15 protein-coding genes and 3 pseudogenes are annotated in these 15749 nt (G+C 66.6%); 6 read left to right on the top strand and 12 right to left on the bottom strand.

The window, feature by feature from the left end; all coding sequences use genetic code 11:
- Positions 1 to 5 precede the first annotated feature (5 nt).
- The 3 genes from OHA65_RS00570 to OHA65_RS00560 all read right to left on the bottom strand — a co-directional run bounded on the left by OHA65_RS00570 (position 6) and on the right by OHA65_RS00560 (position 3011).
- Complete coding sequence (locus OHA65_RS00570) at positions 6 to 500, bottom strand: DUF6233 domain-containing protein (RefSeq protein WP_405760668.1); 495 nt, start codon at positions 498 to 500, stop codon at positions 6 to 8.
- A 537-nt stretch (positions 501 to 1037) separates the two neighbouring features.
- Complete coding sequence (locus tag OHA65_RS00565) at positions 1038 to 2645, bottom strand: ISL3 family transposase (RefSeq protein WP_327281064.1); 1608 nt, start codon at positions 2643 to 2645, stop codon at positions 1038 to 1040.
- 87 nt (positions 2646 to 2732) lie between these two features.
- Positions 2733 to 3011, bottom strand: coding sequence for a DUF6959 family protein (locus tag OHA65_RS00560; RefSeq protein WP_327281063.1), 279 nt, complete (start codon positions 3009 to 3011; stop codon positions 2733 to 2735).
- Between the two features lie 177 nt (positions 3012 to 3188).
- Here OHA65_RS00560 and OHA65_RS00555 point away from each other — a divergent pair, with 177 nt between their 5' ends.
- The 3 genes from OHA65_RS00555 (at position 3189) to OHA65_RS00545 (ending at position 7520) form a co-directional block, all read left to right on the top strand.
- On the top strand, positions 3189 to 4073 hold the full coding sequence (locus OHA65_RS00555) for an SMI1/KNR4 family protein (protein WP_327281062.1): 885 nt from the start codon (positions 3189 to 3191) through the stop codon (positions 4071 to 4073).
- A 261-nt stretch (positions 4074 to 4334) separates the two neighbouring features.
- Positions 4335 to 5216 carry an NmrA/HSCARG family protein gene (locus OHA65_RS00550; RefSeq protein ID WP_328761059.1) on the top strand — a complete coding sequence of 294 codons (882 nt, stop codon included), beginning with the start codon at positions 4335 to 4337 and terminating at the stop codon, positions 5214 to 5216.
- Between the two features lie 1521 nt (positions 5217 to 6737).
- A complete protein-coding gene (locus OHA65_RS00545; protein WP_328761054.1) occupies positions 6738 to 7520 on the top strand; it encodes an SMI1/KNR4 family protein in 783 nt (260 codons plus the stop codon).
- A gap of 3 nt (positions 7521 to 7523) precedes the next feature.
- On the opposite strand, the pseudogene OHA65_RS00540 reads toward OHA65_RS00545, so the two are convergent.
- Positions 7524 to 7664: pseudogene (locus tag OHA65_RS00540) on the bottom strand (hypothetical protein); the annotation flags it as partial.
- 201 nt (positions 7665 to 7865) lie between these two features.
- On the opposite strand from OHA65_RS00540, the gene OHA65_RS00535 reads away from it, so the two are divergent.
- Complete coding sequence (locus OHA65_RS00535) at positions 7866 to 8141, top strand: hypothetical protein (protein ID WP_331728930.1); 276 nt, start codon at positions 7866 to 7868, stop codon at positions 8139 to 8141.
- A gap of 8 nt (positions 8142 to 8149) precedes the next feature.
- Here OHA65_RS00535 and OHA65_RS00530 read toward each other — a convergent pair whose 3' ends face one another.
- The 6 genes and pseudogenes from OHA65_RS00530 to OHA65_RS00505 all read right to left on the bottom strand — a co-directional run.
- Positions 8150 to 9751, bottom strand: a complete 1602-nt coding sequence (locus OHA65_RS00530; protein ID WP_405756348.1) for an ISL3 family transposase — start codon at positions 9749 to 9751, stop codon at positions 8150 to 8152.
- 81 nt (positions 9752 to 9832) lie between these two features.
- Positions 9833 to 10288, bottom strand: coding sequence for an SUKH-3 domain-containing protein (locus OHA65_RS00525; protein WP_331728935.1), 456 nt, complete (start codon positions 10286 to 10288; stop codon positions 9833 to 9835).
- Between the two features lie 188 nt (positions 10289 to 10476).
- Complete coding sequence (locus tag OHA65_RS00520; RefSeq protein WP_327281058.1) at positions 10477 to 11064, bottom strand: histidine phosphatase family protein; 588 nt, start codon at positions 11062 to 11064, stop codon at positions 10477 to 10479.
- 95 nt (positions 11065 to 11159) lie between these two features.
- On the bottom strand, positions 11160 to 12506 hold the full coding sequence (locus OHA65_RS00515; protein WP_405760662.1) for an IS630 family transposase: 1347 nt from the start codon (positions 12504 to 12506) through the stop codon (positions 11160 to 11162).
- A 17-nt stretch (positions 12507 to 12523) separates the two neighbouring features.
- The gene (locus OHA65_RS00510; RefSeq protein WP_405763349.1) at positions 12524 to 12859 is read right to left on the bottom strand and encodes a transposase; all 336 of its coding nucleotides are present in this window, start codon (positions 12857 to 12859) and stop codon (positions 12524 to 12526) included.
- Between the two features lie 38 nt (positions 12860 to 12897).
- Positions 12898 to 13611 (bottom strand): annotated as a pseudogene (locus tag OHA65_RS00505) (IS630 family transposase); the annotation flags it as partial.
- Positions 13612 to 13721: 110 nt separating this feature from the next.
- Here OHA65_RS00505 and OHA65_RS00500 point away from each other — a divergent pair.
- A complete protein-coding gene (locus OHA65_RS00500; protein WP_327281055.1) occupies positions 13722 to 14063 on the top strand; it encodes a hypothetical protein in 342 nt (113 codons plus the stop codon).
- Here the strand turns inward: OHA65_RS00500 and OHA65_RS00495 are convergent.
- The gene (locus tag OHA65_RS00495) at positions 14060 to 14527 is read right to left on the bottom strand and encodes a GNAT family N-acetyltransferase (protein ID WP_327281054.1); all 468 of its coding nucleotides are present in this window, start codon (positions 14525 to 14527) and stop codon (positions 14060 to 14062) included. The genes OHA65_RS00500 and OHA65_RS00495 overlap by 4 nt on opposite strands.
- A 54-nt stretch (positions 14528 to 14581) precedes the next feature.
- On the bottom strand, positions 14582 to 14722 hold the full coding sequence (locus OHA65_RS00490) for a hypothetical protein (RefSeq protein ID WP_327281053.1): 141 nt from the start codon (positions 14720 to 14722) through the stop codon (positions 14582 to 14584).
- 159 nt (positions 14723 to 14881) lie between these two features.
- On the opposite strand from OHA65_RS00490, the pseudogene OHA65_RS00485 reads away from it, so the two are divergent.
- Positions 14882 to 15741 (top strand): annotated as a pseudogene (locus tag OHA65_RS00485) (IS5 family transposase).
- Positions 15742 to 15749 lie beyond the last annotated feature (8 nt).

Raw genomic sequence — 15749 nt, 5'->3', positions numbered from 1 at the left:
TGTGATCAGTCGTCGGGGGTGGGCACGTCGTCCTGGCCGTGGGCGAGGATCGGCAGGAGCGCCTCGGCGGCATCGCACGCGGTGCACGCCGTCGTGCCGGGGCGTGCGAGCACGTCGAGCGCCTGCATCGTGCCCAGCGGGTGCGCGCGGTCGGTGGCGCTCGAGCAGCCCTCGGCGTGGACGGTGGCCGGGCGTCCGTGGGCGCGGCCGTCGAGCAGCCACGCCCACCGGGCCGGCGCCGAGACACGGGTACGGGGGTGGGCGGGGATGCGACCGAGGTCGACACCGGGCAGCGGGCGCAGCTGCTCGGCGGTGACCCACGTGCCGTACTCCGCCGGCTCGACGCCGCCCCCGGCAGCTGTCTGCCAGAGGGGGACGCACATGCGGTACATCCACAGGCCGGTGTCGAGCTGCTGGCGCTCGTAGAGCCGTACCCGCTCGATGGCCTGCCCGTCGGGGAGGACCAAAGTGATCGAGGCCGACGGAGAAGCATCGGACACGGTCGGAGCGGGCCAGCAGCTCTTGCCGGGCTGCTTACAGGGCAAACAGAGGGGTGACGCCGGAGCGCCGTACCGTGCGCAGGGAGATCCGCACCGGGCACAGGGGCCGGTCTGGCTGGGTGCCCAGGTGACGACCTGCGGGCGGGGCTTGGCGGTGGTCTGCTCTTCATGCTGCTGCCTCCCTGCCTCCCTGCCTCCCTGCCTCCCTGCCTCCCTGCCTCCCTGCCTCCCTGCCTCCCTGCCTCCCTGTCTGCCGGTGCGGAGGTGTGGGTGCGGGCGGGCGCGCCGCAGCTCGACGCCGCCGGCCCGCCAGGCGGCGGACGCTGCCCAGTAGGGGTGGGTGCACAGGGTCCCGGAGAGGGTGATCAGCCGGCGCCGCAGCGTGGTCGTACCTGCCCCGGCGGGGGCCTGCGCGAGGTCGGCGTAGGTCTGCTGCCACGCCCTTTGAGCGTGATCAGGTCCTCGGGGAAACGGAACGGTGGGCTCACACCCTCGGTCAAACACCTGTTTGATTTTCTTGGCGACGCCACACCCCGGTCATCGGGCGTAGGTGTTGTGACTGAGCGCTTCAGTTGGTTCTGACCGCTGTTCCGTGATGCCTACGACTGCGCGGGCTCTGAGTAGGGCGAATGAGGCTCTGCCGTACATCTGCCGCTTGATCGTTTTGATCCTGTTGACGTGGCCTTCGACGATCCCGGAGCTGTAGGGCAGGGTGAGGCCGGCGGTAACGGCCTGGAGGTCTTGGCGGATGGAGTCGGCGAAGATACCGATAGCGTCCGGACCGCCCAGCTCGGCCTTCTGAATCCAGTCCCGCAGCAGGTGCCCGCGACGATGGCGAAGCATTTCGGTGAACTCCCGCGCGAGGTCACAAGCCAGGGCGATCTCCGGGCAGGCACTCCGCACAGCGTCGAGCTGGGCCACATCGGAGGTGTTGAGTGACTCCTGGGGGCGGATGATCCATGAGGTGATGTCCCGAGGGCGGGGAGTCGCCGACCGGGCAGGGACCGCGATGCCCTTCCGGATGGTCACCACGTAGCGGTGAACAACGTGATATCCGCCGGTGTAGCCGAGGGCGAGCACCTCGCGATAGAGCTGCATCGAGCTGGTGCAGCCCGCCTGGAACCGGTGCTGCACGTGCTCCATGAACGGATCCAGGACACCGTGCCCTCGGTCCTGCGCCGAGGCGAGAAGCCCTGCCAGATCCTTGTTCCGGTAGCGCCGGACCGTCTTGCGGTCCAACCGCAGACGACGACCGATGGCGTTCAGTGACAGGCCGGTGGCAGCGAGCTCGTTGACCTCTGCGTGGCGCTGTCGGATCCGATCCAGGAGCGGGGTCTCCGGTACGGCCAACGGTGGGCTCGCCTCTGTTCCGGCTGGCCGTCGGAGGCAGTCACGGTGCCGGCGGCAGGTCTTCTCCACCGCCGTCGAGAGGTTCTGGAGGAGGTGCCAGCGATCTGCCACCTCCAGCGCCTCCGGGGCGGCCTGTCTGATGGCCTTGGTGAATGCCATCAGACGGTCTCGGCAGATGATCTCGGCGCCGGGGTGCTCCCGGAGCCATGCGGCGACCGTGCTGGTCTCTCGATCCGGCAACACATCCACCGGCCGGGAGGACTCGACATCGACGAGGACGGTGCCATAGGTCCGCCCCTTGCGGAAGGCGAACTCATCGATGCCTAGGATCCGTGGAGCCCGCGCTGGCACAGGCGGAGCCGTCAACTCTCCCAAGATGGATGTCCGCTGGCCGTAGAGCCGCAACTTTGCGCAGAGGCGTGCGCCCGGGCGGCCGCCGAGCTCCACCGCGACCGACCGCATCGCCGACCGCGCCGCCGTCGAAGAATGGCGTCGCGGCTCGGTCAGGCCGGCCACCTGTTCCACGAAAGTCCGACGCGGGCATCGAGGCTGATCGCAGAAGAAGCGGCGGACGCGGAGACGGACGATCAACCGACGGCCGCTGACCGGCAGCCCGGCTATGTGACGCGAGTACCGGCTGTGGACGCGTGCGACGGGATGCTGACACGCGGGACACACTCCTGGCGGCCCGCAGCCAGCCGCGTCGATCATCAAGCGGTCATCCGCGACCACGGCCTGCCGCACGACGAGGTCCAGGCCAGGGAAGAGGGCTCCCTCAAATGCCTCAAGCTTCATGACGGCGTGATCCCCTGGCGGAACGATCCTGCAATCTCTCCACCTTCCAGCGCATCCCGCCAGGTGCGAGGTATTGCAACTGGGCTATCAGGGGGCCTGGTAGAAGGGGATGGGAATGTCGTGTGCCTTCAGAGCCGCCGTGTAGCGAGCCAGCAGCCCCTCGATGCCCGAGAGGAGGTAGGCCGCCTCTTCCCGGGCCTCAGCGACGTCACCCTGGTCGCAGGCCCTTACGATCCGGGCGACGTCGTCACGGATGACCGAAAGGGAATCGCCCTGGATTAGCACGCCCGGAAATCTACGCGGGGGTAGACGAACTACCGCATCGTTACTCGCGTCCGTGAACAGCTCAGCCTCTATACGTTCCATCCGATCATCCAACCTCAGAGTCATCCTCATCTCCAGGCATAGCCGTCGTGGAAGCGGCCAGAACCCTTCGCCTGGTCAGCTGTGTACAACGCTTGGCCACATCCGCTCACCTGGAGTGCTTCCCTCCAGCCTGAAATCTCGTCGATCTCATAACGGGGTGATGCCTACGCTGCCTGCATGGCAAATTCGAAGACCAGCGCGATCTGCGACAGGCTGGTTCAGCTGGTGGCGCCGCCGGCCGCCCCTGTGGACGCCCACGGGGATTGGGCCCTCGTGGAGACCGCAATCGGTACCCGGCTGCCCGACGACTACAAGCGACTCGTCGAAACCTACGGCTGGGGAGAGTTCTGCGACTTCCTCTACCTTCGGACGCCGTTCGGTACGAGCAAGCACAACGGCATCGAGTGGCAGAGCGCCCACCCGACGGAGTCTCCCGAACAGGACCGCGGGCGCTATCCGTATCCGCTGCACCCGGCTCCAGGCGCGATGCTGATCTGGGGCACCACGATGGATGCTGACCGCCTGTGCTGGCTCACCGACGGGGCTCCCGAGACATGGCCCGTCGTGGTGTGGAGCAGTGAGGGCTGGTACGAGACGCACGCCGTGGGCGCGGCCGAGTTCATCGAGAGCTGGGCCTGCGGACGCGCCGGCTCTGGACTGCTCTCAGACATGGAGCCGGACCTGGCACCATGGTTCAACGCCTTCCGCCCCCGCACCCACCGCTGCCTGCGCCTGTCCGAAGGCCCCTTCTCCCACCCCGAGCGCCTGGAGCTCCTGCGCGAGGCACTGGCTCCCACCACCGACCGGGGCTCGTGGCGCTCCACAGACGACGAAATGGGACAGGATCACTTCGCGACCGTCGATGCCGACTGGTTGCTCACCTATGACGCCTCCCGCCCCCACCAAATCCGGATCGACTTCCCACCCGAAGACAGCGGACAGGTCCAGCAGCGCCTCTTCGCCGCTGTCCACCGAATGGGGTGCGAGGTTCTTCGGATCACGACTGCGTCCGGAACATCGCTCCCGGCCTGGGACACGGCCACGGACGAAGACGAGGGGTAGCAAGAGAGCCAGCCTGGACGGGGCCGCCTGTCTGGCGTAGCCATCACGGAAGAGCGGTCAGAACCCTTCAGTTGGCCCTTGAGCGCCCGAGTTGGCCCGCTGAGCGTGATGGTTGACCCGTGGAGCGGGGCGACGAGCAGCCTGGCGGCCGAGATGTAGAACACAGGAGCTTGACCTCAACTTTGGTTGAGGAAGCAGGGTTCTGAGCACACAGGGGCGCCACTCAAGGCACCCAGGACCTGCGCTATCGAGGAGCCTTAGATGTCTGACAGCCGCGTCATTGTGGTGACTGGTGCGACCGGACGGCAGGGTGGCGCCACCGCGCGCGCACTGCTGTCTCGTGGCTGGACCGTGCACGCACTGGTCCGTGACCCGAACAAGCCCGAGGCGTTGGTGCTGAAGGAGGCCGGCGCCGTCCTGGTCCGCGGTGACCTGGACGATGTGGCATCGCTGGATGCGGCCCTGCGCGGCGCGTACGGCGTGTTCAGCGTGCAGACCTTTGCCGGACCGGACGGCTTCGTCGGCGAGATCCGCCAGGGCAAGGCAGTCGCGGAGGTGGCAGCCCGCGCGGGCGTCGCGCACTTCGTATACAGCTCCGTCGACGGCGCCGATCGCCCAGGCCAGGTGCAGCACTTCGCCAGCAAGGGCGAAGTCGAGCGGCACATCACGGCGCTCGGTCTGCCCGCGACGATCCTGCGGCCAACCTTCTTCATCACCAACTTCGAGCACCTGGGCCCCCAGTGGGTGGACGGCGAGCTCACGCTGACGATGGCGCTGGCCCCGGACACAAAGCTGCAGATGATCACCCCGGGCGACATCGGAAGCATCGCCGCCGACGCCTTCAACAACCCGGCCGACTACTTGGGGCACACCGCCGAGGTCGCCGCAGACGAGTTGACCGGCCCACAGTTGGCCGAAGCCTTCGCTCGCGCCGCCGCCCGTCCGGTGCGCTTCGTCTCCCAGCCGATCGAGCAGGTACGCACCCGCAGCGAAGAGCTGGCCGCCATGTTCGACTGGTTCAACACGGTCGGCTTCAAGGCCGACCTGGCGACGCTGCGTGCACAGCACCCCGGGCTGACGTCCCTGGAAACGTGGGTGGGCGAGTACTGGTCAGCGCCTGCAGCACCGGCCTTCGCGGCCTGAGACACGCGTAACCGAAGTCGTACGGGCCGAGCGCTTCAACTGGCCCTTTAGCGCTCCGGTTGGCCCGCGCCGAGCGCCGGAGGTGGCCCGTCGTCCTGGGCGACCAGGTTCACGGAGTCGCGTGGCCATTTCGAAGGCTCTGGGGCAGGGACTCCAACCTGGGCGGCAGGACCAGTCACTGCTGCTTCGGGCCGCACGATGTGCAGTAGGGAGGGTTCCGATTCGCGGCGCTCAACAAAAGTTGCACGGCTTCTTCCTCTGCCCAGGTCCTCCTGAACGGCGGTTCTATGGACTCTGCCTGCACCGCCTCATCAAGCAGGGCGTTCACCAGCGCGCGCCAGCATCGGTCGGCCCTGTCAAAATTGTTCCCGTGCAGAGCCACAAAGGGAATCACGAATGAGTGCTTGAGGGGCCTTTAGCAACTACATCCAGTGTTCGCTCGAACCAATGAGGAACGCCTCCACGGGCGAGCTTCCTCCGCGACCTGAACGGAACCCGCGCCGCGACTTCCGAGACGGTCCGGGTGCGGCGACGGTCAGCTTGGGAAGTGATCAGGTATGCGAAGACTCCCGCGACCAACGCAGGCAACACCAGCCACCCGGTGACGGAAAGCGGCCACGACATGTAGGGGTAGGAGGCGTTCTTGGGGCTCCGCCGGCCAACCACGGTCTCCCAGGTGTCCGACCACCCCATGCGCAAACACGAGATCACGAAGAGGACCATGCTGCCCAGGAGACCCACTTCGCGCGCCACAGCCAATGGCGCAGCTTGCCCATGGCATGCACGTCCACCAGCACACGCACTCGCGCCTCCCACGAGAAGACTTGGAGGGGTGTCCCGCTGCAGGGCCACGGCACATCGGCTACTTCGACCGTAAGACGGTCTTCAGGGACTCGCGACTGGAGCACTTTGTACCGGGGATGAGCGTTTTACTTGGCCAGACGGGCCAAGTAAAGCGCTCAGTCACAGGTGTGACTGAGCGCTACACCTGTCCAATGAGCACTGGACTTGTCGTGCTGTGCATTCGAGTTGGCGGGTCAGCGGCGTTCGGCTGATGGTGGGGAGCGCTGTCGCTAGTGTCACGCGCAGGGATTGGCGTTGGTGAGTGATTCGGTGACCAATCCGGTGACTCAATCGGTGAGTGACCGACTATCACCTCACGAGTGTGAGCCACCAGCACGCCGATTCTGGAGTCCCATCCGACGAGAGCGGCCAGCGTGGGCGACGCCCGGCACACCGTCGTGCGCGGCCGCTTCCGCCGTGAGCGGTCGGGCAGCCGCACCCCGTTGACCTGTGGTTTGACCGATGACCGATGACCGATGGCCAGGGTGACCGGTGACCGATTCGCCCTCGATCGGTCATCGGTCATGACCGATCTCCCGAAGTCACCAGCCCCCTAACACCGCTGCGTGGCCGGTGACTGGCTGCTGATGAGGCTCGACGAATCTGGCTGTGGCCCACATTTCGTGATGGTCACCGTGCCGTCCGACACAAGCGTGGCTGCCACATAGGGTCAACGGCATGGCTGACAGGTTCGACGTGGCTGAGGCTCTGGCTGGTGGATGCCCCGTGCGGGCAGATGCATGGGCATTCGTCCAAGGCTTTGCTGCTGCTTGGTCCACCCCGTTGTCGCCGACTGATGGGTTCATATCGGCTGATGTGCAGCGAGCTGAGGACCGTCTCGGCATCCGCCTCCCAGTGGCTCTCAGGGAGGCGTACGCGTTGTTCGGTCGACGGCGTGACCTGGTTGCCCAGCAGAATCCGCTGTTGGAACCGGACGAGTTGCTGTTCGACCCTTCCGGCGAACTACTGGTGTTCCGCAGCGAGAACCAGGGCTGCGCTGGGTGGGGTGTGGCTTTGGCCGACCTTTCCTCCGAGGACCCGCCGGTCGCTCTGTTCGCTGATCGCCTGCCGGATTCCGGACGACTCCACTTCCTCGACCGTCTATCGCTTGCCTGTGTGGAGACCGTCCTGAGCGAATCCGCCATGGCCAAGTGGACCGAGGGGCGCATCTGTCAGGCAACGCCCGAGGTGGTTGCCTGTCTGGAAAAGAAGTTCGCTCCGGTTGCCTTGCCGCCCTATCCGGCGTGGTTCGAGCCAATGGGGCAGCCCGTTCGTTGGTTCTCTGCCTCTGGCCTGCTGCTCTGCCTGGAGCCCGGCTTGGAGGGGATGGATCTGGTCGTGACCGGCAGGACGACAGCTGATGTCGAGCGTGCAGTGGACGCCATTCCCGGCGCCTGGCCGCCCGCCGTGCGAGCGGTAACCGAGGCGGTCGACGATCACGAGTGGGTTCTGCCGTTCTGACGATCACGGTGGGTGCTGAGCAAGGACCAGCGTCCGTAGGAGAGCGAAGGACGCTCGCCCGTATGACCGGCGTTTGATCAGCTTGATCCGTGTGACCTGGCCTTCGACGGCGCCGGAGCTCCAGGGCAGGCTGAGCCCGTTGACGACCGCATCCTGGCCTCGTTCACTTCAAATGGCAGCGTTTGTTCGTCCGTTCGGGCAGCAACTGGTGATCTTGAGGCTCATGGTTGTTCACGAGAAATGGTTCTGGCTCACTTTCCGTGGAGGGCTGACTGAGTGTGATGTCAGTGGTGTGTGGTGGGATAGCCGGGCTCTGCTGCCGTGACCTGCTGGGAGTCCGCCTTGATGCCCGTGTACTCGTCTCTGACCCACGCCCTGGCCGAGGCTTTGGTCGATGTCCTGTGGTTCGTCGAGGGCAGTGAAGACGAGCAGATGGATCCGGACGACGCCGTCAAGGTCATGGAGGGCGTCGCCCACTTGGTCAGCAAGCTGTCGAGCGAACAGCGGAACGAGTTGATCGAACTGCTTGGGACGATGGCCGACGCCGAGTCCGACCCAGCACGGCGCGAGTTCCTAGAAGGCTTCCCGGAAGGCTTCGGGCTCCTTGAGGATGGGGTCTGACCTGTGCTTTACGAGTAGAGCAGGACACGCTTGCGGAGGAGATCAAAGCCGGCTCGGCCGAACATCTGGCGTTTGAGCATCTTGATCCGGTTGACGTGTCCTTCGACGACGCCGGAGTTCCAGGACAGGGTGAGGCCGGCCGTGACGGCATCACGATCGCGGTCGATGCCGGCGGCCAGGGTATGGATGGGTGGCAGATCGTCCTGCCGGACGGCGTCGAGCCATTGCTGTAGACGTTCGCCCTCGCGCTCGGTGAGCATCCGTGCGAAGGACCGGACGTGCCCGGTGAGGGCGTCCAGTTCCGGGCAGTGGACCAGGACCGCCTTGAGCCGGAGTTGTTCGCTCTCTGTGAGGGTGTCGGGGTGCCGGAGAATCCACCCGGAGACCGTCCGCGGGGTGGGCGGCCGGGCGGAGACCGGTCCGGGCGAGAGGCGTTTTTCCCGGAGGTAGGCGCGAACTCGCTGGTAGCTGCCCTTGTAGCCGAACGGCACGATCTCCTCCCACAATGCCCAGGCGTTGCTGCAGCCCTGGTTCCAGCGGTCGTCCAGGTAGGGCTTGTACTCGTCGAGGACGGTGGGGCGGTTCTGCCACTGCCCCTGGAAGAGGTCTTCGGGAGCGACGGCGTCGGCCAAGCGTTTGACGGTGCGGTGGGTCATGTGGAGCTGGCGGCCGATCGAGCGTCGGCTGTGGCCGGCCGCCAGCAGCGTGTGGACGATGGCGTGCCTGTCCCGAATGCGGTCGGCGAACCGGTGCCCTGTTGGCCATGGCGATCCGGTCATCTGTGCGGGCGGCGGAGCCGCGACCGCGGACTTGGCTGGCTCACGAGCCAGGACCCCAAGGCAGCCGCGGTGCTGGGCGACGCATCGCTCGGCGGCCTCGCTCAGGTTGTGCCACAAGTGCCACCTGTCTGCGACTTGGATCGCCTGGGGCGCCCCGATGGTGGCTCCTTCCGCAAAGAACGGAGCGCGGTCGCGGCAGATGACCTCAATGCCCGGGCGTTCAGCCAGCCACGCGGCCAGGCTGGATGCTTCCCGGTCGGGCAGCATGTCCACGGGCCGCCGGGTCTCGACGTCGACCAGCACGGTCCCGTAGAAGCGCCCTTTGCGCGTCGCGTACTCGTCGACCCCGACTACCCGCGGCGCTGCTACATCTGGATCGGGCAGGGCCTTGACCAGTCGCAGAACGGTGCTGCGGCTGACAGCCACCCCGAAGACACCAGCCATGCGGGCGCCTGCCCGGCCGGCCAGCGCGAGACCGACCGCAGCCAGCGTCGCCCGCAGGCGCTCGGTCCACCGGCCGTACCGCCGGGTCAGCCCGGCTATCTGTTCGACGAAAGTCTGCCGTTCGCATAACGCGTTCCCGCAGATGAACCGGCGGACCCACAGGCACAGCCGAACCCGCTTCCCCGCACTGGGCACGTCAGCGGGATACCGCATATAGGAGCTGTGAACCCGCTCCGACCAGCTCATGCACCCAACGCAGTCGGCCCCGACCAGCGTGCACCGGGCCTCTATCAATACCGCCTCGTCGTTCACGTCGATCGACAGCACCGCGATATCCGCGATCGACGGGAACAGCAGCTCCTCCAGCTGGAGCACCGTCTCTTCCACGGACCCGAACTGTCAGCCACACCGCACCCGGTATGGGTCAGTTCCGGGCAAGTTCCCCAGGGCCCATTGGCCCGAGGCCCGTCACTCAGCGTGCATGCTCTCGTCAATGCGGCGAGGAGCTACGCCGAGAATCAAGTTCTCCATGGCCTGAGGCGTGGGGCCAAAGCTGGCAACCCACGTCTCAACGAGATAGATCACACCCGTCTCATCGATGCCCAGGAAGAACCGGCCGTGATCTAGCTCGCCGAGCGGAAAGAGATGGTGCCCGATCAAATCGCCCCACTCCGCGAATCGGTCCTCTTCGCCCCAGGCCAGCTCAGGGTCCAGCTCGAATGGCGTGCGGGCACAGCTGATCCCTGGTCCGTTGACGTTCACCGTCAGGCCGCCGAACTCTTGCAGGAAGGCTTCCGCAGCGTCGTGCATGGCTAGGCCTACCGCTTCGAACATGGATCGCCACCCGGCCGTGTCTACCTGCCGTCCTGGCGTCCATCCGGCCGCCTCCAACACCTCATCTGTCTCTGGCGACCAGCTACTCATTCTGGGCCGGGCTCCTCAACTATGGGTGAGTAGTGATCATCTCACCGGCCGACGTCGCTGAACAGCGTGTGACCGCTTCACGGAAAGTGAGCCAGAACCGTCTCTCGTGAACAAAGCCACCTTCCGCCCCTGACTCGGTTGCTTCGACGCAGGGACTTGGAACCCCCGGCCTGCTTGCCGGGCCGCCTCTACGGGACGTTCCAGGCCGAGATGAACGGCTGCCCGCGCTCGGTGGCCAGGAAGCTGAGAGTGCCTGGGTGCGGGTGGCCGAGCAGTCGGCTGGCTGACGCGTCGAGGCCGAGCCAGCGCGCGGTGAGCACGCGCGCTAGATGACCGTGAGCAACAACGGCGACGTCACCGTCGTTCAGCAGCGGCTGGATCCGGTCGAGCACCGCGTCGGTCCGCGCGGCCACCTGATGGAGCTGCTCGCCAGGATGGGCGCCGTCGCCGGGAATGACGCCGTCCCGCCACAGGTCCCAGCCCGGCCTCATCTCCTGGATCTGCTCTGCAGTCATGCCCTCGTAGCCGCCGTAGTCCCACTCCAGCAGGTCGGGTTCGGCCTTGACACCGGTCAGGCCCGCCAGCTCGGCCGTGCGCATGGCGCGACTCAGTGGACTGCTGAAAACAGCGACCAGATGGCGTTGGGCCAGCCTCGGCGCGAGTGCCTTGGCTGCAGCCTCGCCCGCGTCAGTCAGCGGAATGTCGGTGCGGCCGGCGTGCTGGCCCGACATGCTCCATTCGGTCTGGCCATGCCTGATCAAGATCAACTCACCCATGTCCCGCACGGTATCTCACGATGTGATTCCCACGGACCGCGAAGCGGAAACGCTCGACCGGCTCCTCCTAGTGTGATGCGCCGGAAATCTCAGGGTTAAGTCTGCGGCTGGTTGTTGGTGGCTGATGGGGTGATTTTGGTGAGGTAGTCGGCGAGGGACTTGAGGATCTCGTCGGCGCTCTTCGTCCAGGTGAAGGGTTTCGGGTTCTGGTTCCAGGTCTCGATCCAGGCCCGGATGTCGTCTTCCAGTGCTTTCACCGAGGTGTGGACGCCGCGGCGGATGAGCTTGTCGGTGAGGAGACCGAACCACCGTTCGACCTGGTTGATCCAGGAGGAGCCTGTGGGGGTGAAGTGGATGTGGAAGCGGGGGTGTTTGGCCAGCCACGTCTTGATCTCGGGGGTGTTGTGGGTGGCGTAGTTGTCGCAGACCAGGTGCACGTCGAGCTCGTGGGGCACGGCCTTGTCTATCGTGACCAGGAACTTCTTGAACTCCTTCGCGCGGTGACGGCGGTGGTGTTCGCTGATGACGGTGCCGTCGGCGATGTTGAAGGCGGCGAAGAGGCTTGTGATGCCATGTCGCAGGTAGTCGTGGGTGCGACGCTCGGGCATGCCCGGCATCATCGCCAGCACCGGCTGCGAGCGGTCCAGCGCCTGGATCTGGCTCTTCTCGTCCACGCATAACACCACTGCCCGTTCGGGCGGATTGTGGTAGAGCCCGACGACGTCGACGACCTTGTCGACGAACTGCGGATCGGTGGACAGTTTGAAGGAATCCTGCAGGTGCGGCTTGAGGTCGAACCGTTTCCAGATCCGGCCGACCGTCGATTTCGACAGCCCCGTGCGAGCGGCCATCGAGGCCCGTGACCAGTGGGTGTCCCGGCCCGGAGTGGACTCCAGCGTCGCCACGATCACGTCCTCGACCTGGTCGAGGAGGATCGAGGACGGCCGGCCCGGCCTGGGCCCATCGGCCAGACCGTCCAAACGGTCAGCGATGAAACGACTGCGCCAGCGGTCCACGGTCGAGGTGTCGATGCCAAGCTCGGCCGCGGCCTGCTTGTTCGTCCCGCCTTCCGCACAACGCAGCACGATCCTCGCACGCAGTGCCAGGTACTGGGCGGTCTTCGCGCGCCTGGCCCACCGGATCAGCTGGTCCCGTTCGGCCTCGCTCAGAACCAGCTCGGCCTTCGGCCGGCCGATGCGAGCGGCATCCTCAAGCCCCACCATCCCCTCAGCAGCGAATTTCCCACGCCATTTCCTCACCGTCGCGGCGGTCACGCCGACCTCCACCGCCACCCGCGCGTTCGGCGCCCCGCCCGTACACGCCAGCACGATGCGCGCCCGCTCCGCGAACCGCGGCGCCACCGCCCCACTCGCCCAACGAGACAACTCCGCGCGTTCCTCATCGGACAGGCGGACTTTAACGGCACGAGGACCCGGCGACATGCCAACAGGCTACAGACTTAACCCTGAGATTTCCGGCGCATCACACTAGTACTGCTCCTCGAATATTCGTGGAGGGGTGTTCGGCCTGCTTGGAGCGGGCTGGCGGCGTAGGTCCACTTGAAGGGCCGGGCGGTCTCGTTGCGCTTGATCATGTAAGTGTCCATCGTGTCGATGAGGTCGTCGCGGCTGGAGAAGTCGCCGTGGCGTAGGACGCGGCGGGTCAGGGCGGAGAAGACGAGTTCGATCTGGTTGAGCCACGAGGCGTGCGGCGGGGTCCAGTGCACGTGCCAGCGCGAGTGGTCGGCCAGCCACGTCTTGGTGTATCGGGCGGTGTGCGCGGAGCCGTTGTCCAGGACGACGTGGATGTCCTTGCCCGGTCGATCGCGGCGTCGAGTTGGTCGAGGAAGGTGGTGAAAGTGGCGGCGTTGTTGCGGGCGATGACCTCGGTGAGGACTTCGCCGCTGGTCACGTCCAGGGCGGCTACCAGTGAGGCGGTGCCGTGGCGGACGTATTCGAACTCCCGGCGTGCCGGGCATCCGGGGGCGGCGGGGCGGGTGGGGTGCTTGCGGGAGCGGGCGGCGATGGCGGTCTTCTCGTCGATGGACAGCACTACCGCGCCCGTGGGCGGGTTGCGGGATAACTCGCAGATGTCGCGGGCGCGTTCCCAGAATTCGGGGGTGTCGCGGCGGGTGAGCCAGCTGGTGACCTTGTGCGGCTTGAGGTCCAGGTCGGCAAGGACGCGTCCGGCCCAGGCCCGTGAGACCGGGGCGAAGACGGCGGCCGCGACCCGCTCGGCGATCGCGACGTGCGCCCAGGCCGCCGCACCGTCGGGGACACAGCTGGTGACCGCCGCCACGACCGCGACCCGGACGAGGTCGCCGTACTGGTGCGGACGCCCGACGCGGTCGGCGTCGGCCAACCCCGCTGGTCCCAGCGCGGCGAAGCGGCCCCGCCACTTGCGGACGGTGTTGACCGCGACGAGCAGCCGGCGGGTGATCTCCGCGTTGGACAAGCCCTCCGCGGAGGCCAGCACGATCCTTGCCCGAATCGTGTCACGGACGGCCGCCTTCGCGGCGGCGGCCGTCCGCTCCAGCAGCGTTCGCACCTCCGCTGTCAGTTCCACCGCCACCGCCACCACTGCACCGTTGGCCTGCTCGTTCGCGCCCACGGCCGAAGATCATGACGGATCGCCGGCCGAGACGGCACGCTGGGGGCGTGCCCAAGAAGCCGCCCGAGTCCATGCAGCGCCACCTGCGCACTCGGTTGAACGCCCATTCCAGGACCCGCTGGTCCCAGGCCGGGCCCGTCGAGGTCCGCTTCCGCGCCGGATTCGCCTATGTGGCAGCCCAGTTGAAGGACGAGGGCGAACCCGTCCCCCTGTGCCACCTGCGCTTCACCGGCACGCTCCACACCTGGGACTTCGCCCTATACCTCGCCAGCAACGGCAAGTACGAGGACAACTACCTCCCCTCGGGCCTGCCCGCCAGCAGCCCCGAGGACTGCCTCACCTGCGCCGGAGGCCTCTACCTCGACACCCCGGCCGCGGAATGGCACTAGACACCTGGGGCCCATCCCAGCGTCAGGTCGGGCAGGTTCTCCATGTTGCCGCTGCCGTCGTCGGTGGCGAGGACGGTGAAGCCGTGGCGCTGGTAGAACGTGCGGGCCTCGATGTTCTGCTCGAACACCTGCAGGCGCAGGCCGCCGGGGCTGTTGCGCTTGACCTCGTCGAGCAGCAGCGTGCCGACGCCCTGGCGGCGGACGTCCGGGAGCAGATAGAGGTGTTCGAGTACGTCACTCTCAAGGCCCGCGTAGCCGAGGACCTCCGTGCCGCGCACCGCGACCCAGGTCTGGCACTCCACGAGGAGGACCTCCGCTGCCCAACGGGTCACCTGCTCGTGGTTGCGCTTCTGCGGGGGCAGGTACGGCATGGTCGCGGCTCGCGAACTCATGTGGATGTGGGCTATGGCGGCGGCGTCGGCCGGGGTCGCGACTCGTAGCTCTACGGTGTCAGCGTGGTTCACCGCGCGAACCTACCTGGCCCGCTTGGTAGTGGGCCAGCTCTTTTCCTGCTCCGCTCAGGTGAGGAAGCTGCCGAACCCCGTCACGTGCGTGCCGTACCCCGTCGCCAGGACCCCGATCCGGGTGACCGGCAGAGTGGCGGGGATGACGCGGAACGGGTCCCCGAAGGCCCGGATCGGAGCGTCCGTCAGGTTCATCGGTACATGGCTGGAGCGTCCGCGTAGAAGAAACCCTGGACTGTGACTGTGGCTTCCACCTCGGTGACCCCACGCCCTGATCAACACCCCTCCACGAGCTTCCGCGGGGCAGCACTAGGCAGTGTCTTCAAAGGGTTCTGATGGGGAATCATGTGTTGCATGGTGCGTCGTCATGAGCTGTCGGATCTGGAGTGGGAAGCGTTGTCCGCGTTGTTGCCGCGGTCGCCGTCGGGGCGGCCGCGGCTGGACGACCGGCGGGTGCTGAACGGGATCGTGTGGAAGCTGCGGACGGGGTCGGCGTGGCGTGATGTGCCGGAGCGGTACGGATCCTGGCGGACTCTGTACACGCGTTTTCGCAGGTGGGCGCTGGATGGGACGTTCACGCGGATGCTGGCCGCGGTCCAGGCGGAGAAGGATGTGACTGGTGACATCGACTGGCTGGTGTCGGTCGACTCTACGGTTGCGCGGGCCCATCAGCATGCTGCGGGCGCCCGAAAAAAGGGGCGGAGCAGGGGGACGAAGTATGTGATCACGCCCTCGGACGATCCTGAGGCGGACTGACCACGAAAATCCACCTGGCCTGCGACGGTCGCGGCCGGCCGCTCGGCTTCGTCCTCACCGGCGGCAATGCAGCCGACTGCACCCACTTCGAGGAGGTCATGGACACCATCAAGGTCCGCAGGGCCGGGCCCGGACGGCCCCGAACCCGCCCGAACCACGTCTTGGGAGACAAGGGCTACAGCTCCCGCAAGATACGCGCTTACCTGCGCAAACGCGGGATCGGCCACACCATTCCCGAACGCCGCGACCAGCGGGCCAACCGATCCCGCAGAGGCCGCGACGGAGGCAGACCGTGCGCCTTCTACAAGGAGCTCTACAAGAAACACAACGTCGTCGAACGCTGCTTCAACCGCCTCAAGCAGTACCGCGCGATCGCCACTCGCTACGACAAAACCCGCGAGTCCTACCAGGCAGCCGTCACCATCGCGTCCCTGATTCTCTGGCTCAAGCCCCTTTGAAGACACTG

Source organism: Streptomyces sp. NBC_00045, assembly GCF_045041095.1.
Classification (GTDB): Bacteria; Actinomycetota; Actinomycetes; order Streptomycetales; family Streptomycetaceae; genus Streptomyces.
This window is presented reverse-complemented; position numbering and strand designations above follow the sequence as displayed.

Bases quoted from the DNA above. Each gene is read 5' to 3' on its own strand.
- OHA65_RS00565 (WP_327281064.1), bottom strand. From the start codon at position 2,645: ATGAAGCTTGAGGCATTTGAGGGAGCCCTCTTCCCTGGCCTGGACCTC.
- OHA65_RS00560 (WP_327281063.1), bottom strand. From the start codon at position 3,011: ATGGAACGTATAGAGGCTGAGCTGTTCACGGACGCGAGTAACGATGCG.
- OHA65_RS00555 (WP_327281062.1), top strand. From the start codon at position 3,189: ATGGCAAATTCGAAGACCAGCGCGATCTGCGACAGGCTGGTTCAGCTG.
- OHA65_RS00550 (WP_328761059.1), top strand. From the start codon at position 4,335: ATGTCTGACAGCCGCGTCATTGTGGTGACTGGTGCGACCGGACGGCAG.
- OHA65_RS00545 (WP_328761054.1), top strand. From the start codon at position 6,738: ATGGCTGACAGGTTCGACGTGGCTGAGGCTCTGGCTGGTGGATGCCCC.
- OHA65_RS00535 (WP_331728930.1), top strand. From the start codon at position 7,866: ATGCCCGTGTACTCGTCTCTGACCCACGCCCTGGCCGAGGCTTTGGTC.
- OHA65_RS00525 (WP_331728935.1), bottom strand. From the start codon at position 10,288: ATGAGTAGCTGGTCGCCAGAGACAGATGAGGTGTTGGAGGCGGCCGGA.
- OHA65_RS00520 (WP_327281058.1), bottom strand. From the start codon at position 11,064: ATGGGTGAGTTGATCTTGATCAGGCATGGCCAGACCGAATGGAGCATG.
- OHA65_RS00515 (WP_405760662.1), bottom strand. From the start codon at position 12,506: ATGTCGCCGGGTCCTCGTGCCGTTAAAGTCCGCCTGTCCGATGAGGAA.
- OHA65_RS00490 (WP_327281053.1), bottom strand. From the start codon at position 14,722: ATGAACCTGACGGACGCTCCGATCCGGGCCTTCGGGGACCCGTTCCGC.